Below are 24650 nucleotides of genomic sequence, written 5' to 3' on the forward strand. Positions count from 1 at the left end.
CGCGGTGCAGCAGCGCAGGTACACGTGCTGGCCGTTGTCGACGGTCAGCTCACCGGCCGGTGAGGGGCGGCGGAACGAGAAGGCGAGCCCGCCGAGCCGGGGGCGCCCTTCGACCAGGGTGACGCGCATCCCGGCGTCGGCGAGCGCGAGCGCCGCGGTGGTCCCGGCGAGCCCCCCGCCGATGACAAGCGCGGCCGCCCCCTCGGGGCGGCCTGCCGGGTCCGGGCCCGGCCGGTCGGCGGAGTGTGCGGTGCGGACTGTCATGTGGTCACCCCCTCGGGTGAACACGACGCGGCGCCGGGCCGCGAGGTTGCGTGGCTCACCGGATCCCTCCGGCTCCGCGGCGGACGGCGGCGCGGGTGTCGAGCCCGGCGAGGCCGCGCACCGCGACGTATGCCTTCTCGTGGCCCGGCAGCGAAACGCGGCCGCGCAGGACGGCCGCGGGGTCGTGGGCGATGCGCTCCAGGAGTCTGCGGTAGATGCCCGCCATGGCGGCCACGCACGCCCCGCTGCGCCGGTCCAGCATGGGCAGCAGCCGGTATCCCTCGGCGAAGAGCGCCCGGGCGCGCCGGACCTCGAACTGCACCAGCCCGGTGAGGTCGGCGTCGGCCGGGGCGACCGAGGAGTGGAAGGCCGTGGTGCAGCCGAACTTGGCGAGGTCGTCGGCGGGCAGATAGGCGCGTCCGGTCGCGGCGTCCTCGCGGACGTCGCGCAGGATGTTCGTCAGCTGGAGGGCGAGGCCGAGCGTATTGGCGTATTCGGGGGCGCGGGAGGCATCGCGCGCGCCGGGTACGGTGCCGAACACGCCGAGGGAGAGCCGTCCGATGGCGCCCGCCACACAGCGGCAGTAGTCCTTGAGGTCGTCCCAGGTCTCGTACGTCTCCCCGGCCACGTCCTTCAGCACGCCGTCGATCAGCTCGTCGAGCCCGCCGAGCGGGATCGGGAACCGCCGGGCGGCGTGGGTGAGCGCGACGGCCACCGGGTCGGTGTCGTCCTCCTCGATCGCGCCGCCGCGGATCCGGTCGAGCAGGGCGCGGGTCTGGTTGAGCCGGGCTCGCTTGGCGTCCGCGGGCAGCGCGCCGTCGCCGATGTCGTCGATGCGGCGCGAGAAGGCGTAGAGCGCCGACATGGCGTGGCGCTTCTCGGTGGGCAGCAGCTTGATGCCGTAGGCGAAGTTGCGGGCCTGGTGCCCGGTCACGGCCTCGCAGTAGCGGTATGCCGCGAGCACTGGCGCGGACGCGTGCGGAAATCCGTCCACGGTCCGGCTCACCCCTCTCTTCGCAGTGTCGCCCCCACCTCGCGCAGCAGGCTGAGCTTGGTGGGCCTGGGCGGTCCAGGGAGTACGTCATGTCCCGCGGCCGCGACCGCCCGCAGGGCGGCCCGCCCCCCGGCCACGAATCCGGCGAGCAGCACCTTGAGCCTGCCGTGGACGCTACCCACCAGGGGGGTGCCTTCATTCAGCAGGTCTCGGGCGCGTTCCGCCTCGTACGCGACCAGGGCACACACCGATGCGCCACCCTTCGGGGCGGCGAGGTCGGCCTCGGTCACCCCGAAGCGTTTCATGTCCTCCGCCGGGAGGTAGACGCGGTCCCTGCGAAGGTCCTCCGCGACGTCCTGGAGATGCTCGATGATCTGGAGGGCGGTGCAGATCGCGTCGGAGCGGCGGACCCGCTCGGGGGTGACGGTGCCGGTGATGCCGAGGACGAGCCGCCCCACCGGGTTGGCGGACAGCTCGCAGTAGTCCAGCAGCTCCTGGAAGGTGGCGTACCGCCGGACGCGCTGGTCCTGCCGGTTGGCCTCGATCAGTCCGCGGAAGGGCCCCGGGGTGAGGCCGTTGCGGCGGACGGTGGGGCGCAGCGAGCGCAGCAGCGGATGGCGGGGCGGCGCGGCGGAGGCGGTGTCGAAGACGCGGTCGAGGTCGGCCTCGAAGGCGTCGAGCATCGCGAGCGGATCGTCGGCGAGGGACCGGTCGAGGCCCAGCAGCTCGGCGTCGGCGCCGCCGGGCGGCAGATCGCCGTCGCCGATGTCGTCGACGAGCCGGGCGTAGCCGTAGACGGCCATGAGGTCGGCGCGCCAGGCGCGGGGGACGAAGAAGGGGGCCACGGGGAAGTTCTCGTGCGCGGCCTTGTCGAGCACGGCGCGCGCGGCTTTCGTGTCCGCCGTTCAGGCTGCCCGACATGGTGGAGGACCCGCTGCGCTCGTCCTCCGCGGTCACCGTGGACAGCCAGGCGTACGGGCGAGGGCCACGACGCCGCGCGGATCCCGGTGACCGGGGCCCGTGGGCGTACTGGAGATGGGCCGTGGAGCCAATGCCGTCACATCCCCCGTTCTACACCGGTTACCAGGGTCGGCACGATCCGGACACGCCGCGCCGAGGCGTCAACGGCGTCCGGCCGGGCACCCCCGAACAGGTGACAGCCGCACAGGTCCGACATGATCCGGTTGGGCATTGGTACAGCTTACGCTCCCCGACGCACACACGTACGGGGCCACACCTCGGAGCGACCCCGTACCCTGCACGGCGGCCCGGCCCTGCCCGGAGGCGGGGTCAGGCGGCCTCGTCGTAGAACTCGGTGATGTCGAGCATGGTGCACAGGTCGCGCAGCTCGAACTCGAAGAACGACTTCCCCTCCGACAGCCCGAACGACATGTGCCCCAGCGCCTCCATGGAGATCACCCCGTACAGCCGCGCCCAGCAGCGCAGCATGACGGCGATGGCACCGGGCGGCATGTCGACGCCCTGGTCCTCGCTGAGCGCCCCGAGCTGACGGGCGAGCGCCGGTTCCAACTCGCCCTCCTCGGGCGCGGGGAAGCCCCGCACCCGCCACAGATCGGAGACCAGATCGGAGAAGACCGACCCGAAGACCCAGCCCATGGTGCGCTCCGGCTTGGTCTCCTCGCGCCCGAGGCCAGGGGCCCAGGGTCCGAGGATGAGCCCGAACTCATGCGGGTGCTTGATGGCCCAGACGCGCAGCGCCCGGGCGCCGCCGATCAGTCTGCGGCCGGGCTCGCCCTCGGGGAGCTGCCCGATGACCCCGCGCATATAGCGGGCCATTTCCGCGAAGATGTCCACCCGCAGCTGAAGGATCAGCGCGTCCCGGCTGCTGAAGTAGCGATAGACGGCCGGCGCGGTCATGCCCATCTCACGCGCGATGGCCCGGATGGTCACATTCTCCGGGCCCTCCTGAACCAGGAGCGTCCGGGCGACGTCCTTGATCTCGCGGATGGTCGCAATGCGCAACCGCTCGCGCCGTGAGTACGGTGCGACGTGCGCTTCCCCTGGCGACACGCGTCCCCCTCCCTCATACCCCGCCGCTCGGCAACCCGGCGTACACGCACACGATACAGCGCCTCCGTTTAGTGAACAGCCGCAGCGGCGGTACCTCTGCGTCACTCACGGTCCGGCGGCGGCCCATCGGGAGACCGCGCGACCGCGGCCGGAACCGAGGGACGGCCGGTCGGCGGCCTGCCGCCGTGTCCCGGGACGCCCCGGACGGCCCGGCCGCGCCCCGGCAGAGGGGCGAAATTGCCCTTGGTGGACGTGTGTTCACCACGTCCCTCGCCAGATGCGGAATACAGCTTCCGCTTCGCCCGCGGTGGTCAATCCCCGGCAGCGGTCGCATGTGTCACCCCCCGTAAGCCCGATGAATTTCTGACCACCACCTTAGTGGGGCGGGGTGACAGTGCGTGAGCTTTTCCACAGGTCGGGTGCACGACGAAGGGCCGGAACCGCCTCGCGGCCCCGGCCCCCGGCGGGTTTCGGCTACTTGCCGGTCTCCTTCTCGTACGCCTTGATGACCTCGTCCGTCGGACCGTCCATCAGCAGCTCACCCTTCTCCAGCCACAGCACCCGGTCGCAGGTGTCCCGGATGGACTTGTTGTTGTGGCTGACGAGGAAGACCGTTCCGGCGTCCTTGCGCAGCTCGCGGATGCGGGCCTCGGAGCGCTTCTGGAACTTCCGGTCACCGGTGGCCAGGGCCTCGTCGATCATCAGGACGTCATGGTCCTTGGCCGCCGCGATGGAGAAGCGGAGCCGGGCCGCCATACCGGAGGAGTAGGTGCGCATCGGGAGGGTGATGAAGTCACCCTTCTCGTTGATGCCCGAGAAGTCCACGATGTCCGCATATCGCTCGCGGACCTGCTCGCGCGACATCCCCATGGCCAGACCGCCCAGTATGACGTTCCGCTCACCGGTGAGGTCGTTCATCAGGGCCGCGTTGACGCCGAGCAGCGACGGCTGACCGTCGGTGTAGACGCTGCCGCGCTCGGTGGGCAGGAGGCCCGCCACGGCCTTCAGGAGGGTCGACTTGCCGGAGCCGTTGGAGCCGATCAGGCCGATGGACTCGCCCTTGTACGCGACGAAGGTCACGCCGCGCACGGCGTGCACCTCGCGCATCCCGGGGCTGCCCTTGCGGCGCAGAATGCGGCTCAGGGCGGCCGTGGCGCTGCCACGGCCCTTGGGCCCGCCGTTGACGCGGTAGACGATGTGGACGTCGTCGGCGATGACGGTGGGCACGCGCGCCCCGGCGGGCGCGGTCGGCTCGATGGTCTCGAGTGTCTGTTCAGCCACGGCCGTACTGCTCCTCCGCCTTCCAGAAATACACGAAGCCCGCCGAGCCGATCAGGACGGCCCAGCCGAGCGCGAAGGCCCAGACGTGGTCCGGCAGGTTCGACGCGCCGTATCCGTCGATCAGCGCATACCGGATGAGGTCCATGTAGACGGCCGCCGGGTTCCACTGAAGGACGTCGGTGACCCACCCGGGCACGTTCTTCTCCGCCAGCATGTTCGGGATGCTGAACATGACCCCGGACGCGTACATCCACGTCCGCAGGAGGAACGGCATCAGCTGCGCGAGGTCCGGCGTCTTCGCCCCCATCCGGGCGACGATGAGCGCGAGGCCGGTGTTGAACACGAACTGGAGCGCCAGCGCCGGGATCACCAGCAGCCACGACAGACCGGGGTAGCTGCCGAAGGAGACCATGATGATGACCAGCACGATCATCGAGAACAGCAGCTGCTGGAGCTGCTGGAGCGAGAACGAGATCGGCAGCGAGGCGCGCGGGAAGTGCAGGGCCCTGACCAGGCCGAGATTGCCCGAGATGGACCGCACACCGGCGAGCACCGAGTTCTGCGTGAAGGTGAAGACGAAGACACCCGTCACGAGGAACGGAATGAACACCTCATGCGACATCCCGCGGCTGGTGCTCAGCAGCAGCCCGAAGATGAGGTAGTACACCAGCGCGTTCAGCAGCGGTGTCGCCACCTGCCACAGCTGACCCAGCTTGGCCTGGCTGTACTGCGCAGTGAGCTTGGCCTGCGAAAAGGCCAGGATGAAGTGACGCCGGCCCCACATCTGGCGGATGTACTCGCCGAGGCCCACCCGGGCGCCGCTCACCGACAGCCCGTACTTCTTCGCCAGCTCGGCCGGGGACAGGCCGTCGTCGGGTGAGGGCGGAGCACTCACGGCGACCGCACTGTCGTGCGTAGTCTCGCTCACAGTTGACACTTTCGTCTTCAGGGTGCGCTGAGCGGGGCCGCGCCCCGGTCGCGCTCGATGCGTATCTGATACGAGCTTGTCAGATGACAGGAGGCCGGCCCAGTCGGGTCAGGCGCCATACCGTACGCCACTTCATGGGCCGCCGTGGACCACAAGGGGTCTTCCAGCCTTCGCGGAACCCGCCCAACCAGGCACGAAGCGCGGTCTTCGAGGGACGCCTGGCCAGTGTGAGCAGCAGCCAGACCCCCAGATACACGGGTACGAGCAGGGCCGGAAGGTTTCGCCGGGCCAGCCAGACCCGGTTGCGCGCGACCATGCGGTGGTAGACCGCGTGCCTGCTGGGCGCGGTGGTCGGGTGGTGCAGCACCATGTCCGACCGGTAGTCGATCATCCACCCGGCATCCAGTGCCCGCCAGGCCAGATCGGTCTCCTCATGGGCGTAGAAGAAGTCGTCCGGCAACCCTCCGACCTGCTCGAAGACCTCGGTGCGGACCGCGTTGGCACCACCGAGGAAGGTGGTGACCCGCGAGGACCGCATCGGGTCGGCGGCGCGCAGCCGGGGCACATGGCGGCGCTGCGTGACGCCCGTATCGGGGTCGGCGATGCGGAACGAGATGATGCCCAGCTCCGGGTCGGCGGCGAACGCCTCCCGGCACAGCTCGGCCGTGTCGGTGCCCGGCAGCAGCCCGTCGTCGTCCAGGAACAGCAGGACGTCGACGTCGCGGCCGCCCGGTCCGAACGCCTCGATGCCGACGTTGCGCCCCGCCGGGATGCCCACGTTCTCGGGCAGCTCGATGGTCCGTACGGACTCGGGCAGCGCCGGAAGCGGCGAGCCGTTGCCGACGACCACCACCTCGATCGGGTCGCCGTCCTGCTTGGCGACCGAGTCGAGCAGTGCGCGCAGCTCCTCGGGGCGGTTGCCCATCGTGAGGACAACCGCTCCGACCTTCATCGTGCCGCCCGTCACTTGAGCCTGCTCGACGCGAGGATGGACACCAGGTGAAGCAGGGTTTGCAGAAGGGCGATACCGGCCAGTACGGCCACACCCAGCCGGGTGAAGAACAGGTCGCCGCGCACCTGGTCCACGACCGCCAGCGCCAGGACGAGCAGCGACGCCTCGATCCCGAGGATCAGCCGGTGGAACTGGAGCGCCGCGGCCGCCTTGCGGGCCAGCGCCATACCGGAGGAGCGCGGTTCGGAGGCCGCCTCCTTGACCGGGGGAAGACCGCCCTGGTGCCGGGCGACCCCGACGAGGTCGGTCTCGGCCTTGATCAGGACGGCACCGAGCGCGGCGAGGGTGCCGAGGAACGCCCACAGCCAGTCGATCCGCCCGGAGCCCCACAGGTCGGCGGCGCGCAGACCGAAGCCGACGAGCACCGCGGCGTCGCACAAGTACGCGCCGACGCGGTCCAGATACACACCGCCCAGCGAGAACTGCTTCTTCCAGCGGGCTATCTCACCGTCGACGCAGTCCAGCAGCAGGTAGAGCTGGACCATCAGCACGCCGAGCACGGCGCCCGCGATCCCCGGCACCAGCAGGGCCGGGGCGGCGAGGACGCCGAAGACGGTCATCAGATACGTCAGCTGGTTGGGCGTGACCCGCGTGTTCACCAGGTGCCGGTCGCAGCGCAGCGAGATCTCCCGCATGTACAGGCGCCCGGCCCAGTGCTCACCGCTCCGCCGGTCCTTCACCCCCGCGGGGTGAACGACCGGGCGGAGTTCAGCCACTGATGGCTTGACTGACTGCTTTGGCATAGTCGGCGTATGCGTCCCTGATCGCGTCGGAGGAGAGGTCGAGGTGCTCGAGGATCGTGTAGCGCCCGGGGCGGGTCTTCGGCGCGTACTCCACGACCTGGACGAACTCGTCCACGGTGAAGCCGATCTCCTCGGGCAGCACCGGAAGACCGTGCCGGTGCAGCACTTCGGCCATGAACGCCGACTGCTCGTGCTCCCCGCGCAGGTACATCGCGAACGCCCCGCCGAGACCGCACTGCTCGCCGTGGCTCGCCGCGCGCTTGGGGAACATGAGGTCGAAGGCGTGGTTGATCTCGTGGCAGGCACCGGACGCCGGACGGGAGTCGCCCGCGACCGACATCGAGATGCCGGTGAGGACCAGGCCCTCGGCCAGCACCTGGAGGAAGCCGTCGTCGCCGACGCCACCGGGGTGGCGCAGCACGGCCTCGCCCGCCTGGCGTGCCATGGCGGCCGCGAGTCCGTCGATCTGCTCGCCCGTCTCGCGGGCGGACAGCTCCCAGTCCGCGACCGCGGAGATGTTGGAGAGCGCGTCGCCGATGCCGGAGCGGACGAACCGGACCGGGGCCTCGCGGATCACGTCGAGGTCGATGACCACGGCGATCGGGTTCGGCACCCCGTACGAGCCGCGGCCCGCGTCGTTGTCGAGGGTCGCGACCGGTGAGCACAGACCGTCGTGCGAGAGGTTCGTGGCGACGGCGACCAGCGGGAGGCCGATGCGCGCCGCAGCGAACTTCGCACAGTCGATGATCTTGCCACCGCCGAGTCCCACGACCGCGTCGTAGTGGCCGGACTTCATCCGGTCGGCGAGCTTGATCGCGTCATCGAGGGTGCCGCCGCCCACCTCGTACCAGCTCGCGCCGGGCAGCGCCGGGGCCAGCCGCTCGCGCAGCACGGCCCCGGAGCCGCCGCTGATCGCGACGGCGAGCTTGCCGGAGGACGAGATCCGCTGGTCGGCCAGGACGTCCGCCAGGTCGTCCAGGGCGCCCGCGCGGATGTCGACGACGAGCGGCGAGGGGATGAGCCTCGTCAGTACTGGCACGCGATGTCACGGCCCTTCGCCAGGTCGTCATGGTTGTCGATCTCGACCCACTTGATGTCGCCGATCGGGGCGACGTCGACCTTGAAGCCGCGGTTGACCAGCTCCTGGTAGCCGTCCTCGTAGTAGAGGTCGGGGTCGCGCTCGAAGGTGGTCTTCAGCGCGTCGGCGAGGTCGGCGGCGGCCTCGCCCTCGATGAGGGTGACGCCGATGTACTCACCGGTGGCCTCGGCCGGGTCCATGAGCTTGGTGATCTTCTGGACGCCCTTGGCCGGGTCCGCGACGACCTTCATCTCCTCGTCGGCGAGCTGCTTCACCGTGTCGAGGGCGAGGATGATCTTCTGGCCGTTGCCGCGGGCGGCGAGCAGGGTCTTCTCGACGGAGACCGGGTGCACGGTGTCGCCGTTGGCGAGGATCACGGTGTGCTTGATCGCGTCACGGGCGCACCACAGGGAGTAGGCGTTGTTCCACTCCTCGGCCTTGTCGTTGTCGATCAGGGTGAGCTTGAGGCCGTACTTCTGCTCCAGGGCCTCCTTGCGCTCGTACACCGCTTCCTTGCGGTAGCCGACCACGATCGCGACCTCGGTCAGGCCGACCTCCGCGAAGTTGCCGAGGGTCAGGTCGAGGACGGTGGTCTCACCGTCGACCGGCACCAGGGCCTTGGGGAGGGTGTCGGTGTAGGGGCGCAGACGCCGTCCGGCGCCGGCCGCCAGCACGAGGCCGATCATGCGGGTTCTCCTGTTTCGTCGTGTACTGCGGGGGCCCCGGAGGACACCCAGAAGCGGATGCTCTCGATGAGCACCGTCACCGCGATGACCACGGCGAGCGCGGTCAGCGCGATGGTGAAACCTTGATTCCGGTCGTGCAGCAGGGCGGCGGCGGCCGTGACCACCAGGATCCGCCCCTCGTGCCCGCCGATCGCCCGCACCAGCCAGTGCGGCGGCGCCCCGGTGCCGCCGCGGATGCGGTACACCGTGTCGTAGTGATGGTAGGCGACGGCCGCCACCAGCCCGAAAGCCGCAGGCAACGCCCCGTTCACCTCCGAGCGGGCGGCGAGGACGAGGACGGTGCCGTACTCCGCGGCGCGGAAGAGGGGCGGCACCAGCCAGTCGAGCGCGCCCTTGAGGGGCGCGGCCACGGCACGGTCCGCGCAGGTCGCGTAGAAGGCGGCCAGCAGGACGAGCTGCCATGAGCCGAAGGCGAACGTGTCCGCGGCAGTGACCATCATGACGGCGCCGCAGAGCGCGAGGCAGGGCGCCAGAAAACGGCTTGGCTTGCGCGGCGCCACCTTGGCACCCAGCTCCGCCAGCGGGCCGGAGTCCGCGAGGTCGGCGAGGGCCTGCGCGGCCCGGTCGGTGCGCCGCGCCTTGCGGGTGAGCGAGCGCAGCACGCGCCCGGCGGTGGTGTAGCAGGCGGCCAGCGCACAGCCTATGAGCAGGACGTAGAAGGTGATGCGGGGCGTGGTGAGCGCGGTCAGCACGGCGATCATCGCCCAGCGCTCGCCGATCGGCAGCACGATCATGCGCCGCACCCAGACCGTCCAGCCGACGCTGTTGAGGCGGTCGGAGAGGGCGGCGGTGGGGCTGCTGTTGCCGGTGGCGTCGTGGTTGGCCTCGTTGAAGGAGAAGTCCACGACGTGGCGGCAGGTCTGGAGCACCATCGCGCCCAGCGCGAGCGCCCATACGTCGTCGCCGTCGGCGTTGGCCGCCCCGAGGGCGAGGCCCGCGTAGTACGCGTACTCCTTGGCCCGGTCGAACGTCGCGTCCAGCCAGGCGCCGAGCGTGGAGTACTGGAGCGAGTAGCGGGCCAGCTGGCCGTCGGTGCAGTCGAGGACGAACGAGGCGATCAGCAGCACCCCGGCCGCGACGAACCCGGGCCGGGTGCCGGTCGCGGCGCAGCCCGCGGCGATGAGGGCGGTGAGGAGGGAGGCGGTGGTGACCTGATTGGGCTCCAGCCCGCCGACGGGCGCACCAGCGGGGGATGTAGCGGGAGTAGGGGCTGATGCAGAAGGTCGTGAAGAAACCGTCCCGCGCCTTCACGGCGGTGCGCAGCCGCACCTTCTCCTCGTCCACCGCGGCGGTCTCCGCCAGCGCCGCCGCCCGGCGCTCCTCGTCCGCGGGCACGGTGGCGACCAGCACACCCAGCTCGGGACGGTGGGGGGTGGCGCCTTCGGCGTCGAGGGCGGCCGCGATGTCGTCCACGAGGGAGGGCGTACGGGCCTCCGCCGTTTCCTCGGCCGTCTCCTCAGCGCTGCCGACCGTCGCCACCGACCCGGCGGCGCCCGCGGGCGACGGCGCGCGCTCGGCCTGCCCGGCGGCGCCGGGGGCCGCCGCGGCGGCCGTGACCGCGCGGGCCAGCGCGGCCCGCGCCTCCGGCTGCGCCGTCAGCGCGCCGGTCACGGCGGCGGCGGGGAAGCGGGGGTCGGTCAGCGCCAGCCGGAGGGCGTGGCCGTGGCCGACGAAACGGTGGTCGACGAGGGCCACCCGCTCACGCGGCGGGACGGCGGCCAGCTCCGTCGCCACCCCGGCCGCGTCGATCGCCGTGCGCACGTCGAAACCCAGCGACCGCAGGTCGTCCTGGAGAGACGAGCCGGCGACCGGGGCACCGGTGAGAATCGCGGTCGACAGACGAACTCACTCCTTGGCAGCTGACATGGTGGCCGCGCCGCTCTGGCACAGGCCTGAAGCCCTCGGAACAGGGGGCAACGCGCATCCCGGTCCCGGGTGGGGCGGGCGGCATGTCGGCAGAGGCTATCGGATCGATGGAAGCGACCGTTCACCGCACATTCACCACACGATCGGGGGAACGACCGCTTCCCGCGCCGCCGATCATCATGGTGGATGGCGTGTCCCCTCGACAAACGGGCGCCGCCCTGACCTGTGGATAGGGTGCCGTCATGACGTGGCTGATCACAGGTGGTGCCGGATATATCGGGTCGCATGTCGTGCGGGCGATGGCCCGGGCCGGCGAGCGGGTGGCCGTCCTCGACGACATCTCCAGCGGAATCCCCGAGCGGCTGCCCGAGGACGTTCCGCTCGTGCGCGGCTCCACGCTGGACCGTGAGCTGCTGGACCGTACGTTCGCCGAGCTGAACATCACCGGCGTGGTGCATCTGGCGGCGAAGAAGCAGGTCGGGGAGTCGGTCGAGCAGCCGCTGCGGTACTACCGGGAGAATGTGCACGGCCTCACCGTGCTGCTGGAGGCCGTGGCCGCCGCCGGGATCGGCAGTTTCCTCTTCTCCTCCTCCGCCGCCGTCTACGGCATGCCGGATGTGGAACTGGTCACCGAGGACACCCCGTGTGTCCCGATGAACCCGTACGGAGAGACCAAGCTCGCCGGAGAATGGCTGGTCAGGGCCGTGGGGGCGGCGCATTCGATCTCGACGGCCTGTCTGCGCTACTTCAATGTGGCGGGTGCCACGCGGCCCGAGCTGTCCGACACCGGGGTTTTCAACATCATCCCCATGATGTTCGAGCGGATCACACATGGGGAGGCTCCGAGGATCTTCGGTGATGACTATCCGACCCCGGACGGCACCTGCATCCGTGACTACATCCACGTCGAGGACCTGGCCTCCGCCCACCTCGCCGTGGCCCGCCGGCTGGCCGCGCGGCCGGGCGCGGGCGATCTGACGGTGAACATCGGCACCGGTCAGGGCGTCTCGGTGCGCGAGATGGCCGACTTGATCGCCGAGGTCACCGGCCGCCGCGAGCCCGCCCCCGTGGTCGAGCCCCGCCGTCCGGGCGACCCGGCCCGGGTCGTCGGATCGACCGACCTGATCGCCAAGGAACTGGGCTGGAGCGCCCGGCACGATGTGCGCGCGATGGTGGAGTCCGCCTGGGAGGGCTGGTGCCTCCGCCACCCCGAGGCACGCCAGAGCTGAATCCGCGCCCCAGCGCGGCTCGACCGGACGGCGGTATCCCTGCCCGGGGCGCGGCCCCCGCGTAGTTCACTGGGGACGGGGGCCGTCCCGGGCAGGAGGGCCGTACCGACATGGGCGCAGGTCATGACCACCGCACCGCGGGCACCGGGCATCGGTGGCGGTTGCGGATCGCGCTCGTCATCACCGTCACCGTGATGGTCGTGGAGATCGTCGGCGGGCTGCTCGCCGATTCGCTCGCGCTGCTCGCGGACGCCGGGCACATGGCGACCGACGCGCTCGGCCTGGCCATGTCGCTGCTGGCGATCCACTTCGCGGGGCGCCCGCCCAGCCCGCGGCGTACGTATGGATACGCACGCGCCGAGATCCTGGCGGCGCTCGGGAACTGTCTGCTGCTGTTCGGGGTCGGCGGCTACATCCTCTACGAGGCGGTGGTGCGCTTCCTCGAACCCGCCGCCACCCGGGGCGGCCTGGTGATCGTCTTCGGCGCGGTCGGGCTGGCCGCGAACCTGGTGTCGCTGGCCCTGCTGCGGGGCGGGCAGCGGGAGAGCCTGAACGTGCGGGGCGCGTTCCTGGAGGTGCTGGCGGACGCCCTGGGGTCGGTCGCGGTGCTGGTGTCGGCCGGGATCATCGTGGCCACGGGGTGGCAGGCGGCCGATCCGATCGCCTCGCTCGGGATCGCGCTCATGATCGTGCCGCGTACGTACACCCTGCTCCGGGAGACGCTGAACGTCCTCCTGGAGGCGGCGCCGCGGGACGTCGACATGGCCGCGGTGCGCGCCCACATCCTCGCGCTGCCCGGTGTGGAGGGGCTGCACGACCTTCATGTGTGGACCATCACCTCCGGGATGCCGGTGCTCTCCGCACATGTGGTGGTCGGGCGGCCGGTGCTCGACGCGGTGGGTCATGAGCGGCTGCTGCACGATCTCCAGGGGTGTCTGGGGGAGCATTTCGACGTCGCACACTGCACGTTTCAGCTGGAACCGGGTGGACATGCTGATCACGAAGCCCGGCTGTGCCAGTGACACGTGCATGGGTGCGGCAGACTTGGGGGCCAAAGTCGGAACTATGAGGACGGTCATGCCGATCACACCCGCAAGCGGCCCCTCCGCCGAGACCGCCGCCGCGTCCCCCGCGCCGAACGGCTCGACGGAATCGATCATGCTCGAACTGGTCGATGAGGCCGGCACCACGATCGGCACCGCGGAGAAGCTCGCGGCGCATCTGGCGCCCGGGCAGCTGCACCGGGCGTTCTCGGTCTTCCTCTTCGACGAGCGGGGGCGGCTGCTGCTCCAGCGCCGCGCCCTGGGCAAGTACCACTCCCCCGGCGTCTGGTCGAACACCTGCTGCGGCCATCCGTACCCCGGCGAACCGCCGTTCGTGGCCGCGGCCCGCCGCACCGGCGAGGAGCTGGGCATCGCGCCCGCGCTGCTCGGCGAGGCGGGCACGGTCCGCTACAACCACCCGGACCCGGCCTCGGGGCTGGTCGAGCAGGAGTACAACCACCTGTTCGTCGGGCTGCTGAAGGAGACGCCGCGGCCGGATCCGCAGGAGATCGGCGAGACGGCCTTCGTCACGCCGGACGAGCTGGCGAAGCTGCGCGCCGAGGGCCCGTTCTCGGCGTGGTTCATGACCGTGCTGGACGCGGCCCGGCCGGCGATCCGGGAGCTGACCGGGGCGGCCGCAGGCTGGTGAGCGGCCCGCCGTCGGGTACGGGGGCGGCGGAGGTCAGCGGCAGGGCCGCCCAGACCGTCTTGCCGCCGCTCGCCGTGTGATCGACGTCGTACCGCCCGCCGGACTCCTCCGCGATCGCCTGCACCAGCAGCAGTCCGCGGCCGCCGGTCCGCCCCTGATCCGCCTCCAGCTCCAGGGGTCTGGGCCGGTACGGATGGTTGTCCTCGACGGCGACCCGCACCCAGCCCCGGCCGATCGACACCTCGACCCCGATCTGCGGGGAGAGCAGCGCCGCGTGCCGCACCGCGTTGGTGACCAGCTCGGAGACGATCAGCAGCAGATTGGGCACCAGATCGCCCTGCCCGGACACCCCCTGATGGGCCAGCAGATCGCGCACCGCGTGCCGGGCCTGCGGTACGGAGGACTCCAGGGCCGGTGCGGTGAACCGCCACACCCCCTCGCCGACCGCCGGTCCGCGCGGCGGGGCGTGCCCCGGTTCGGAGGGGACTCTCCCGACGATCTCCATGCCCGACACCCACCCATCGCCACGGCTCGACCTCTCGGGTCGAGTGTTGGGAATGGTCTGGTACGGATCGGTGAACTGAGCACAACTTAACGCCTATCGACCGCTTTTGTTCGTTGGCGTATGCCAGGGTCACTCGCTCGACTGTTCCTGCCCGTCTGAATGACGCCCCCTGGTGCCTATGGCTCGACCCCGGCCGGAAGCCGCCGAGCGGTGATCGGCCCGGCGGCCCGGATACGATCCGCCGCATGGAGCCCTGCCTGCGGCACGACGTCACGGACGGCATAGCGACCGTCGTCATCCACAATCCCGCCAAGCGCAACGCGCTGACCCCCGCCATGTGGAGCGCGCTGCCCCCGCTGCTCGACCGGCTCGCCGCCGACCCCGCCGTACGGGCGCTCGTGCTCACCGGCCACGGGGACACCTTCTGCGCGGGCGCCGACATCGGCTCGCTCAGCGCGACGTACGAGCGGTCGACGGGCCTCGCGCTGCCCGCCGAGGAGGCCCTCGCGGCCTTCCCCAAGCCGACGCTGGCCGCGGTGCGCGGCTACTGCGTGGGCGGCGGCTGCCAGCTGGCCGCCGCCTGCGATCTGCGGTTCGCGGAGGAGGGCGCGCTCTTCGGGGTCACCCCGGCCAAGCTCGGCATCGTCTACGCCCCCGGGTCCACCCGGCGGCTGGTGGAGCTGATCGGGCCCGCCGGCACCAAATACCTGCTGTTCTCGGGCGAGCTGATCGGCACCGAACGGGCGCTGCGCACCGGTCTGGTCGACGAGGTACTGCCGACGGGCGAGCTGGACAAGCGGGTCGCGGAGTTCACGCGGGTACTGGTGTCCCGGTCGCAGCTCACGCAGGCGGCGGCCAAGGAGTTCGCGGCCGGGCCCGCCGACGCGGAGCGGATCGCGTACTGGCAGGAGCAGGTTTCGTTGTCAGCGGTGAGGCCGGGGAGGGGATCGCCGCCTTCCTGGGGCGCCGGGCGCCGCGCTTCGGATGGACCCCGCCGGTCGCCTGACCGCACCGGAACCGGCCACCCGGCCACGGACTGCCGGACCCGGCTGCCGACTCTCCCTACCAGCCGGTAGCGTGCGCTCCATGACCACACTTCCCGAGCGCGCCGTACGGCGCTGCCACTCCGTCGTCAATCCGCTGCACTCCACCGTCTACTTCGCCCCGGACTACGCCAACGAACTGGCCGCACTGGGCCTGGAGGAGCGCGGGGCCGTCTACTTCGTGGGCCGTGCGGCGGCGTTCGGCCGGGTGGGCGCGGGAACCGTCACCGCGACCTTCTACAACTTCAAGCACGACCTGGTAGCCCGCCACATCCCGCGCGCCTGGGACGTGGTCTCCCCCGAGGACGCCCTGGCCGCCCGGCTGCGGGCGGCCGACTCCGTGCTGCGGCGGCTGCTCGGGGACGACGCGCTGGCCTCGAAGGAGCTGGCCGAGACGGCCGAGCTGGCGCTGCGCGCCACCGAGGCGTGTTCCCGCTCCGCGCGCCCCCTGTACGCCGCCCACGCCGACCTCCCCGTGCCCGAGGCCCCGCACCTGGCCCTGTGGCACGCCGCCACCCTGCTGCGCGAGCACCGCGGCGACACCCATCTGATGGCCCTCACCGCCGCCGGGCTCGACGCGGTGGAGGCCCTGGTCAGCCACACGGCGACCGGCAAGGGCATGTCCCCGAAGTGGCTCCTGGCCACCCGTGGCTGGACGGCCGAGGAGCTGGCCGCCGGACAGGACCGGCTGCGGACACGCGGGCTGCTGGACGAGGCGGGCGAGCTGACCGAGGCCGGTGTCGCCCTGCGCGAGTCCGTGGAGGACGAGACGGACCGCCTGGACGCCGCCCCGTACGAGCACCTGGGCGCGGCGGGCGTGGCCCGGCTGACGGAGCTGGCCGGGGCGTTCACGACGCGGGCCATGGAGGCGGGCGCCTTCCCGGCGGACCTCCGGAGCAAGAACTGACACTCCCCCTCGGGATCGGGGCGGGTTTGCGCGCGGCGGGGCGGGATACCCGCCTGTTGAGCGATCGGCCGCCCTTTTCATCGGGCGCCCAACCGCGCGCCGCGCACGCCGGCGAGTGCCCGTGCTCCGCGTACGTGCGGCGCCCGGCGGCGGCTGTCGACCCGCTCCCGACCCGATGGGAGGTCTGAAGTGCTGCGAGCTATCGCCGATGTGCTCCGTGCCATCGGATCCGCGATCGCCACGGTGGTGACGCTTCCGTTCCGTGCCATTGCCCGGCTGTTCGGCGGGGCCGCCGACACGGCGGGCGGCGCACGCCGCCGCAGGCACATCTGAGCCCCGTACGCCCCCGGGAATGTTCTCCGACACCCGCCGAACACGTCGTCCGTGACCGCTTCGTCAGTGCCACCTGCCACAATGCAGATGCAGTGCAGACCGAAAGCGGAGCGTGATCGTGACGACGTCCATCGAAGGCAGGATCGCCGAAGAACTCGGCGTACGGGAACGGCAGGTCAAGGCCGCCGTCGAGCTGCTCGACGGCGGCTCTACCGTGCCGTTCATCGCGCGCTACCGCAAGGAAGCGACGGAGATGCTCGACGATGCGCAGCTGCGCTCCCTGGAGGAGCGGCTGCGCTATCTGCGGGAACTGGAGGAGCGGCGCGCCGCGATCCTCGAATCGGTGCGGTCGCAGGGGAAGCTGGACGAGGCGCTGGAGGCACAGATCCTCGCCGCCGACTCCAAGGCCCGGCTGGAGGACATCTACCTCCCCTTCAAGCCGAAGCGCCGTACGAAGGCGCAGATCGCCCGCGAGGCCGGTCTCGAACCGCTCGCCGACGGGCTGCTCGGCGACCCGACCGTGGAGCCCACGGCGGCCGCCGCCGCGTTCGTGGACGCCGAGAAGGGCGTCGCGGACCCGGCCGCCGCGCTGGAGGGCGCGCGGGCGATCCTCACCGAGCGCTTCGGGGAGGACGCCGACCTCATCGGTGAGCTGCGCGAGCGCATGTGGGAGCGCGGCCGGGTCGCCACCAAGGTGCGGGACGGCAAGGAGGAGGCGGGCGCCAAGTTCGCCGACTACTTCGACTTCGCCGAGCCCTTCACCGAACTGCCCTCGCACCGGGTGCTGGCGATGTTCCGCGGTGAGAAGGAAGAGGTCCTGGACCTCACCCTGGAGCCGGAGGAGCCGACCGAGGACCCCGGCCCCACCTCGTACGAGCGGTCCATCGCGCACCGCTTCGACATCACCGACCGCGGCCGCCCGGCCGACAAGTGGCTGGCCGACACCGTGCGATGGGCCTGGCGCACCCGCGTCCTGGTCCACCTCGGCATCGATCTGCGGCTGCGGCTGCGGCAGGCCGCCGAGGACGAGGCCGTGCGCGTCTTCGCCGCCAACCTCCGCGATCTGCTGCTCGCCGCCCCGGCGGGCACGCGCGCCACGATGGGTCTCGACCCCGGCTTCCGCACCGGCGTGAAGGTGGCCGTCGTCGACGCGACCGGCAAGGTGGCCGCGACCGACACGATCTATCCGCACGTGCCCAGGAACCAGTGGAAGGAGTCGCTGGAGCGGCTCGCCAAGCTGGCCCGCGAGCACGACGTCGATCTGATCGCCATCGGCAACGGCACGGCCTCCCGGGAGACCGACAAGCTCGCGGGCGACCTGTGCGCCAACCACCCGGAGCTGAAGCTGACCAAGGTGATGGTTTCGGAGGCGGGCGCCTCCGTGTACTCCGCCTCCGCCTTCGCCTCCCAGGAGCTGCCGGACCTCGACGTCTCGCTCCGCGGCGCGGTGTCGATCGCGCGGCGCCTCCAGGACCCGCTGGCCGAGCTGGTCAAGATCGACCCCAAGTCGATCGGGGTCGGCCAGTACCAGCACGATCTGTCCGAGGTGAAGCTGTCGCGCTCGCTCGACGCCGTGGTCGAGGACTGTGTGAACGGCGTCGGGGTGGACGTCAACACCGCCTCCGCGCCGCTCCTCAGCCGGGTTTCGGGCATCGGCGCCGGGCTCGCGGAGAACATCGTCGCCCACCGCGACACCAACGGGCCCTTCCGGAGCCGCAAGGCCCTCAAGGACGTGGCCCGGCTCGGCCCCAAGGCGTACGAGCAGTGCGCGGGCTTCCTCCGCATCCGCGGCGGCGACGACCCGCTGGACGCCTCCAGCGTCCACCCCGAGGCCTACCCGGTGGTGCGCCGCATGGTCGCCTCCGCGGGCGGTGATGTGGCCACGCTCATCGGCAACACGGCCACGCTGCGGTCGCTTCGGGCGGACGACTTCGTGGACGACGCCTTCGGTCTGCCGACCGTCACCGACATCCTGAAGGAGCTGGAGAAGCCGGGCCGTGACCCGCGCCCCGCCTTCAAGACCGCCACCTTCAAGGAAGGCGTCGAGAAGATCGGCGACCTGGCGTCCGGGATGATCCTTGAGGGCGTCGTCACGAACGTGGCCGCGTTCGGGGCGTTCGTGGACGTCGGGGTGCACCAGGATGGGCTGGTGCACGTCTCCGCGATGTCCAAGACGTTCGTCAAGGACCCGCGGGATGTGGTGAAGCCGGGTGACATCGTGCGGGTGAAGGTCCTGGACGTGGACATTCCGCGGAAGCGGATCTCGCTGACGCTGCGGCTGGACGACGAGGCCGCCGGTGGTGGCGGTGGCCGCTCCTCCGAGCAGGGTGGTGGCGGACGCCGTTCCGCCCCCAAGCAGCGCCAGGGTGGCGGCGGCCGTGGTGGCGGTGGCGGCGGCGGCGGTTCGCGGGGCGGTCAGCGTGGTGGGGGTGGCGGGCGTGATGCCGCTCCGGCCAATGGGGCGATGGCGGATGCGTTGCGGCGGGCCGGGCTGGTGGATCCGAAGCGGCGGTAGCCGTTGTGGTGGGCGCCCGGGAATTATCCCAACCCCGCCTTCCCGCAGCATCCGATATGCGGCTCCGCCGCGCGGCGGGCTCCGCCCCGGACCCCGGCCCTCGAACGCCGGACGTGCTGGGTGGGTTGTTCCCCACCCCGCCCCTTCCCGATACCGGGGCTCCGCCCCGGACCCCGGTCCTCAAACGCCGGACGGGCTGGGTGGTGGGTCCCCGCCCCGGACCCGATTCCGGCCGCCGGACGGGCCGCAGGACCGGAGTGGTGGACCCGGACGGCGGACGGGCTGGTTGGTGGTAGCCCCCGTCAGGACTCGGTTACTTGGCCATCGGCTACCTCGAGGCGGCGGGTGGTGTGGACCGCTTCCAGCATGCGGCGGTCGTGGGTTACCAGGAGCAGCGTGCCCTCGTAGGAGGCCAACGCGGACTCCAGTTGCTCGATCGCGGGCAGGTCCAGGTGGTTCGTGGGCTCGTCCAGGACCAGCAGGTTGACGCCTCGGGCCTGGAGCAGGGCCAGGGCCGCTCGGGTGCGCTCGCCCGGGGACAGCGTGGACGCCGGGCGCAGCACATGGGCGGCCTTGAGGCCGAACTTCGCCAGCAGGGTCCGTACGTCCGCGGGCGCCAGCTCCGGCACCGCCGTGCCGAAGGCGTCCAGCAGGGCCTCGCCGCCGAAGAACAGCGCGCGGGCCTGGTCCACCTCACCGACGACCACCCCCGGCCCGAGTGACGCATGGCCCTCGTCCAGCGGGAGGCGGCCGAGGAGGGCGGCCAGCAGGGTGGATTTGCCAGAGCCGTTCGCTCCGGTCACCGCGATCCGGTCCGCCCAGTCGATCTGGAGGTCGACCGGGCCGAAGTGGAAGTCCCCACGCCGCACCTCGGCCCCGCGCAGGGTCGCCACGACCGCGCCGGAGCGCGGTGCCGCAGCGATCTCCATCCGCAGTTCCCACTCCTTGCGCGGCTCCTCGACCACCTCCAGCCGCTCGATCAGCCGATCCGTCTGGCGCGCCTTGGCGGCCTGCTTCTCGGTGGACTCGACACGGGCGTTCCGGGCGACCTTGTCGCCGTCGGGAGCCTTGCGCCGCGCGTTCTTGACGCCCTTCTCCATCCAGGCGCGCTGGGTGCGCGCCCTGGCCTCCAGGGAGGCGCGGGTGTCCGCGTACTCTTCGAAGCGTTCGCGGGCATGGCGGCGGGCGGTCTCCCGCTCCTCCAGGTAGGCGGTATAGCCGCCGCCGAACACGTTCACCCGCTGCTGGGCCAGGTCGAGTTCGAGGACCTTGTCGACGGTACGGGCCAGGAATTCGCGGTCGTGGCTGACGAGTACCGTGCCCGCGCGCAGTCCCGTGACGAACGTTTCGAGGCGCTGGAGGCCGTCGAGGTCGAGGTCGTTCGTCGGCTCGTCGAGCAGGAAGACGTCGTACCGGCTGAGCAGCAGCGAGGCGAGACCGGCGCGGGCCGCCTGGCCGCCGGAGAGGGCGGTCATGGGGCGGTCGAGCGAGACGTCGAGCCCGAGGGAGGCGGCGACCTCGTCGGCGCGTTCGTCGAGGTCGGCGGCGCCGAGCGACAGCCAGCGCTCCAGCGCGACGGCGTACGCGTCGTCCGCGCCAGGGGCGCCGTCCGCGAGCGCCTGGGTGGTGGCGTCGAGGTCGGCCTGCGCGGCGGCCACACCGGTACGGCGGGCCAGAAACGCCCGTACGGACTCCCCCGCCCGCCGCTCGGGCTCCTGCGGAAGGTGGCCGACCGTGGCGTGCGGCGGGCTGAGCCGAACGGCGCCCTGCTCGGCGTCGGTGAGCCCGGCCAGCAACCGCAGCAAGGTCGACTTCCCTGCTCCGTTGACCCCGACGAGGCCGATGACCTCGCCCGGCGCGACGACGAGGTCGAGCCCGGAGAAGAGGGGGCGGTCGCCGTGTCCGGCGGCCAGATCCTTGGCGACGAGAGTGGCAGTCATAAGGGGCCCGATCCTAACCGTCGCCCGGGGCCGCGGTCGGCGACGGCGGGGAGGGAGCCGGGATCGCGCCCACCCAGCACCCGCCACCCCCGGCACAGACCGCAACCCCTCCAGAGCCGAGGCCACCGGCCAGTGGCTCGCGACTCCACAGGAGGGAGCCGGGACCGCGCCCACCCCCGCCCAGCGCCCGCCGTCCCCGGCGCAGACCGCGACCGCTCCGGAGCCGGGGCCGCCGGTGGGGAGGTGGCGACGATGCGGGAGGGGGTCGGGGTCGGAGGGGTGGGGTCCTGGACACCACGTGTATTTGTGGCGCCGGTCGTCCAACGGCCACTTCACGCTTCCGAGCTGCGGCGCCGTAAATAGACGGTCCAGGGCCCTGCCCCGGAGGCCCCGGCACCCGCACCACCCACCCACGGGAACCGCCCCCGCACCCACCCCTACGGCACAGCCGCCGCCGTCAGAACCGTGTCCGTCGTGCGGGCCACCAGGAAGGACTCGCCGCGGGCCGCCTTCGGGGGCAGGGGCAGGCGGTGGACGCCCGGGGACAAAGGGGCGTCGTAGACGTCGAGGGTGTGGGGGCGGGAGAGGCGGTCCAGGCGGTGGGCGGCGAGGCGGACGCGGCACTCGGAGGCGACCTCGACGAGCGCTTCGCCGCCCCGCGCGGCCAGCCGGACCAGGCGGCGGCGGTCCGGCGGGGTGCGGTCCAGGGCCTGTTCGACCTGGGCGACGAGCAGGGGGACGATGGGGGCGAGACCGGTGATGAACACGGCGTCCGAGCGGGCCTTCGCGAAGGCGTCCCGTACGGCGTCGCGCTCGTCCTGACGGATCGTCCGGCCGAAGAACACCACACCGTAGCGGCGGAGTTCGCCCGCGTGGGCGCCGACCGCGTCGAGGGTGATCTCGGCGCCGAGGCCGGTGCGCCGCAGCGCGGCGGCGAGCTTGGCGAGGAGGGCGGCGCGCCGGCCGATGAGGAGGACGCGGCGGTGGGCGGAGAGGTCGTGGGCGTCGGCGCTGTGCAGCAGCCGGGTCAGTTCGGCGCGGTACTGGTCGCCATGGAAGCGGTAGGGGCCGATGCCGTGGTAGCCGTCGCGTTCGGGGTCGGGGGTGGTGCGGTCGGTCTGCCAGAGGAAGTCCCGCCAGACGATGTCGGGCCCGTCCCGTTCGATGACGGCGGTGACCGCGCCGCAGGCCAGCCCTTCGCATTCGGGGCAGCCGTAGATGACGTACCGTCCGCCGTCGAGCGGTGACCCGGTCTCCAGCAGGAGGCCGCGGACCTGTTCGGCGAAGACGGTGGGGCCGAGGTCCGAGGCGAGCGGGGAGACGGCGTCGAGGTCGGCGAGGCGCGGCAGCAGCGGTCTGCCGTTCACCTCGAAGTCCAGGAAATCGCGGTGCATTTGGTACGCGCCGTCGGACAGGACGCCGCCGGCGCGCATGGCCGGTACCAGCCCGAAAGTGGCGTACTCGGAGGTCATGCCCCAAGTATTCCCCCATCGGGGCAGCATCACCGCGACTCGCCTATAAGGGGAGAAAAGCGGAGTGCGCAGGGGTGATCCCCGGCGAGGGGCCGGGAACCGCCTCTCGCCGGAGCCCCGCTGCCCCGGGAGACGGGGCGGGGGTCCGGCGAGGAGGCGTCGTCACACCACGCGTCGTCACACCACGCGTCGTCACACCACGTGGGCGGGACGGGAGGGCTAGCGGGTGGTCTCGCCCGTGGAGACCCGGTCCTCGTCCGCGTCGCTCTTGGCGGTGTCCGCGGTCGAGGACTCGGCCTCGCCCGTCCCTGCGGCACCGTCGATGTTCTCGGCGGGAGCGGCCGGGCCGATCCGGATCTCGAACTCGCCGTCGTACTTCTCGTGTCCGGCGATGACGGCCATCTCGACCGCTTCCTCGCCCTTTTCTCCGCGCACGATCAGCGGGTCGCGGCGCAGGTCCTTCAGCAGGGCCCAACACAGGCCGACCATCACCAGGGTGAAGGGTGCGGCCACCAGGATCGTCAGGTTCTGCAACCCGGTGAGCGCGTCGTCACCGCCGCCGCCGACCAGCAGCATGACGGCCGCGACGGCGCCCGTGACCACGCCCCAGAAGATGACGACGAAGCGGCTCGGCTCGAAGGAGCCCCTCTGCGAGAGGGTGCCCATGACGATCGAGGCCGCGTCCGCGCCGGAGACGAAGAAGATACCGACGAGGATCATCACGATGACGCTCATGACGCTCGCCATCGGGTACTGCTCGAGCACGCCGAACAGCTGGCCCTCGGGCGTGGTCTCCTTGCCCAGCTTCCCCGCGGCCTGAAGCTTCATCGACGAGCCGCCGAAGATGGCGAACCAGATCAGGCTGACGGTGCTCGGCACCAGGATCACACCGCCGACGAACTGCCGGATGGTGCGGCCACGGCTGATCCGCGCGATGAACATGCCGACGAACGGCGTCCAGGAGATCCACCAGGCCCAGTAGAAGACGGTCCAGTCGCTCAGCCAGGTCGCGACGGTGTCGCCGCCGGTCGCCTCGGTACGGCCGACCAGCTGCGGGAGGTCACCGATGTAGGAGCCGATGGAGGTCGGCAGCAGGTCGAGGATGATGATCGTGGGACCGGCCACGAAGACGAACACGGCCAGGAACAGCGCCAGCACCATGTTGATGTTGGACAGCCACTGGATGCCCTTGGCGACACCCGACACGGCGGAGGCGATGAACGCGACCGTGAGCACCGCGATCACGGCGACCAGCAGCCCGGTTCCGACGTTGCTCTTCCAGCCGAGCACCTCGATGCCACTGCCGATCTGGAGCGCGCCGAGCCCGAGGGACGCGGCGGAGCCGAAGAGGGTGGCGAAGATCGCGAGGATGTCGATGACGCGGCCGCCCGCGCCGTTGGCGTGCCTGCTGCCGATCAGCGGGGTGAAGACGGCGCTGATGGTCTGGCGGCGGCCGCGGCGGAAGGTGCTGTACGCGATGGCGAGGCCCACGACCGCGTAGATCGCCCACGGGTGGAGCGTCCAGTGGAACAGCGTCGTGGACATGGCGATCTGCATCTTCTCGGCCGCGGTCCCGGGGTCGGTCCCGGGCGGCGGGGTGACGAAGTGCGCCAGCGGCTCACTCACCCCGTAGAACATCAAGCCGATGCCCATGCCCGCGCTGAACATCATCGCGACCCATGAGACGGTCTTGAACTCGGGCTCCTCGCCTTCCTTCCCGAGCGTGATCTTGCCGTAGCGGCTCATCGCCAGCCACAGCGCGAAGATCACAAAGCCGGTGGCGGCGAGGATGAACGCCCAGCCACCGTTGTGGATCAACCCGGACAGCATGCTGTCCGAAACAGACTCGAGCGCGCCGGTGAACACGGCTCCCCAGACCACGAACGCGAGGGTGAGCCCGGCGGATACGCCGAAGACCACGCGGTCGGTCCGGGGAGCCGGAGTCGGGTCGGGACTACCGGGAAGGTCTGCCGTGACCGGAGGGTCGTTTCTTACGTCCCCCGTGTCCTTCTGTGTCTCCGTCACGCATGAACCTTTCACTGTGTTTGTTTTCACTGGGTTTACTGGAACG

General features: G+C 71.5%; 20 protein-coding genes and 2 pseudogenes. 7 read left to right on the forward strand and 15 right to left on the reverse strand.

The window, feature by feature from the left end; all coding sequences use genetic code 11:
• The 11 genes and pseudogenes from SSOG_RS08860 to SSOG_RS08910 all read right to left on the reverse strand — a co-directional run.
• The coding region (locus tag SSOG_RS08860) for an FAD-dependent oxidoreductase (protein ID WP_039936966.1) at positions 1-264 on the reverse strand (264 nt) is incomplete at its 3' end.
• A 55-nt stretch (positions 265-319) separates the two neighbouring features.
• Positions 320-1270 (reverse strand): presqualene diphosphate synthase HpnD, encoded by a 951-nt coding sequence (gene hpnD / locus SSOG_RS08865; RefSeq protein WP_009713875.1) that lies wholly within the window; start codon positions 1268-1270, stop codon positions 320-322.
• Positions 1267-2136 carry a squalene synthase HpnC gene (hpnC, locus tag SSOG_RS08870; RefSeq protein ID WP_009713876.1) on the reverse strand — a complete coding sequence of 290 codons (870 nt, stop codon included), beginning with the start codon at positions 2134-2136 and terminating at the stop codon, positions 1267-1269. The genes hpnD and hpnC overlap by 4 nt, the downstream gene beginning before the upstream one ends.
• A 412-nt stretch (positions 2137-2548) precedes the next feature.
• A complete protein-coding gene (locus SSOG_RS08875; protein WP_039936968.1) occupies positions 2549-3289 on the reverse strand; it encodes a TetR/AcrR family transcriptional regulator in 741 nt (246 codons plus the stop codon).
• A gap of 474 nt (positions 3290-3763) precedes the next feature.
• Positions 3764-4570, reverse strand: coding sequence for an ABC transporter ATP-binding protein (locus SSOG_RS08880; protein WP_009713878.1), 807 nt, complete (start codon positions 4568-4570; stop codon positions 3764-3766).
• Positions 4563-5498, reverse strand: coding sequence for an ABC transporter permease (locus tag SSOG_RS08885; RefSeq protein WP_009713879.1), 936 nt, complete (start codon positions 5496-5498; stop codon positions 4563-4565). Before SSOG_RS08885 ends, SSOG_RS08880 begins: the two co-directional genes overlap by 8 nt.
• Positions 5499-5577: 79 nt before the next feature.
• Positions 5578-6450: a glycosyltransferase family 2 protein gene (locus SSOG_RS08890; RefSeq protein ID WP_039940836.1), complete on the reverse strand. Its 873-nt coding sequence runs from the start codon at positions 6448-6450 to the stop codon at positions 5578-5580.
• 11 nt (positions 6451-6461) lie between these two features.
• A complete protein-coding gene (locus SSOG_RS08895) occupies positions 6462-7253 on the reverse strand; it encodes a CDP-alcohol phosphatidyltransferase family protein (protein WP_078510269.1) in 792 nt (263 codons plus the stop codon).
• Entirely contained in the window at positions 7219-8292 is a 1074-nt protein-coding gene (locus SSOG_RS08900) for an iron-containing alcohol dehydrogenase family protein (RefSeq protein ID WP_009713882.1), read from the reverse strand. The genes SSOG_RS08895 and SSOG_RS08900 overlap by 35 nt, the downstream gene beginning before the upstream one ends.
• A complete protein-coding gene (locus tag SSOG_RS08905; RefSeq protein WP_009713883.1) occupies positions 8280-9017 on the reverse strand; it encodes a phosphocholine cytidylyltransferase family protein in 738 nt (245 codons plus the stop codon). Before SSOG_RS08905 ends, SSOG_RS08900 begins: the two co-directional genes overlap by 13 nt.
• Positions 9014-10916: pseudogene (locus SSOG_RS08910) on the reverse strand (DUF5941 domain-containing protein). Before SSOG_RS08910 ends, SSOG_RS08905 begins: the two are co-directional and overlap by 4 nt.
• A gap of 269 nt (positions 10917-11185) precedes the next feature.
• Here SSOG_RS08910 and galE point away from each other — a divergent pair.
• From galE to idi, 3 genes are all read left to right on the forward strand, one after another.
• Positions 11186-12172 (forward strand): UDP-glucose 4-epimerase GalE, encoded by a 987-nt coding sequence (gene galE, locus SSOG_RS08915; RefSeq protein WP_009713885.1) that lies wholly within the window; start codon positions 11186-11188, stop codon positions 12170-12172.
• Positions 12173-12282: 110 nt separating this feature from the next.
• Positions 12283-13194 carry a cation diffusion facilitator family transporter gene (locus SSOG_RS08920; protein WP_009713886.1) on the forward strand — a complete coding sequence of 304 codons (912 nt, stop codon included), beginning with the start codon at positions 12283-12285 and terminating at the stop codon, positions 13192-13194.
• Between the two features lie 55 nt (positions 13195-13249).
• Positions 13250-13864 carry an isopentenyl-diphosphate Delta-isomerase gene (gene idi / locus SSOG_RS08925; RefSeq protein WP_009713887.1) on the forward strand — a complete coding sequence of 205 codons (615 nt, stop codon included), beginning with the start codon at positions 13250-13252 and terminating at the stop codon, positions 13862-13864.
• Here the strand turns inward: idi and SSOG_RS08930 are convergent.
• Positions 13797-14369 (reverse strand): ATP-binding protein, encoded by a 573-nt coding sequence (locus SSOG_RS08930; protein ID WP_009713888.1) that lies wholly within the window; start codon positions 14367-14369, stop codon positions 13797-13799. The two genes, idi and SSOG_RS08930, sit on opposite strands and share 68 nt — an antisense overlap.
• Before the next feature lie 245 nt (positions 14370-14614).
• Between SSOG_RS08930 and SSOG_RS08935 the strand changes: the two are divergent.
• The 4 genes and pseudogenes from SSOG_RS08935 to SSOG_RS08945 all read left to right on the forward strand — a co-directional run bounded on the left by SSOG_RS08935 (position 14615) and on the right by SSOG_RS08945 (position 19167).
• Positions 14615-15375 (forward strand): annotated as a pseudogene (locus SSOG_RS08935) (enoyl-CoA hydratase/isomerase family protein).
• Between the two features lie 80 nt (positions 15376-15455).
• Complete coding sequence (locus tag SSOG_RS08940; protein ID WP_009713890.1) at positions 15456-16319, forward strand: SCO6745 family protein; 864 nt, start codon at positions 15456-15458, stop codon at positions 16317-16319.
• 189 nt (positions 16320-16508) lie between these two features.
• Positions 16509-16652: an LPFR motif small protein gene (locus SSOG_RS53405; RefSeq protein WP_167542478.1), complete on the forward strand. Its 144-nt coding sequence runs from the start codon at positions 16509-16511 to the stop codon at positions 16650-16652.
• A gap of 118 nt (positions 16653-16770) precedes the next feature.
• Complete coding sequence (locus tag SSOG_RS08945; protein WP_039940840.1) at positions 16771-19167, forward strand: Tex family protein; 2397 nt, start codon at positions 16771-16773, stop codon at positions 19165-19167.
• Between the two features lie 302 nt (positions 19168-19469).
• On the opposite strand, the gene SSOG_RS08950 is transcribed toward SSOG_RS08945, so the two are convergent.
• From SSOG_RS08950 to SSOG_RS08960, 3 genes are all read right to left on the reverse strand, one after another.
• Positions 19470-21107, reverse strand: coding sequence for an ABC-F family ATP-binding cassette domain-containing protein (locus tag SSOG_RS08950; protein ID WP_009713892.1), 1638 nt, complete (start codon positions 21105-21107; stop codon positions 19470-19472).
• Positions 21108-21544: 437 nt separating this feature from the next.
• Positions 21545-22579, reverse strand: a complete 1035-nt coding sequence (locus SSOG_RS08955) for an oxidoreductase (protein WP_009713893.1) — start codon at positions 22577-22579, stop codon at positions 21545-21547.
• A gap of 219 nt (positions 22580-22798) precedes the next feature.
• Positions 22799-24604, reverse strand: a complete 1806-nt coding sequence (locus SSOG_RS08960) for a BCCT family transporter (RefSeq protein ID WP_009713894.1) — start codon at positions 24602-24604, stop codon at positions 22799-22801.
• Positions 24605-24650: the final 46 nt, after the last annotated feature.

The organism is Streptomyces himastatinicus ATCC 53653, assembly GCF_000158915.1.
GTDB classification, from domain to species: domain Bacteria; phylum Actinomycetota; class Actinomycetes; order Streptomycetales; family Streptomycetaceae; genus Streptomyces; species Streptomyces himastatinicus.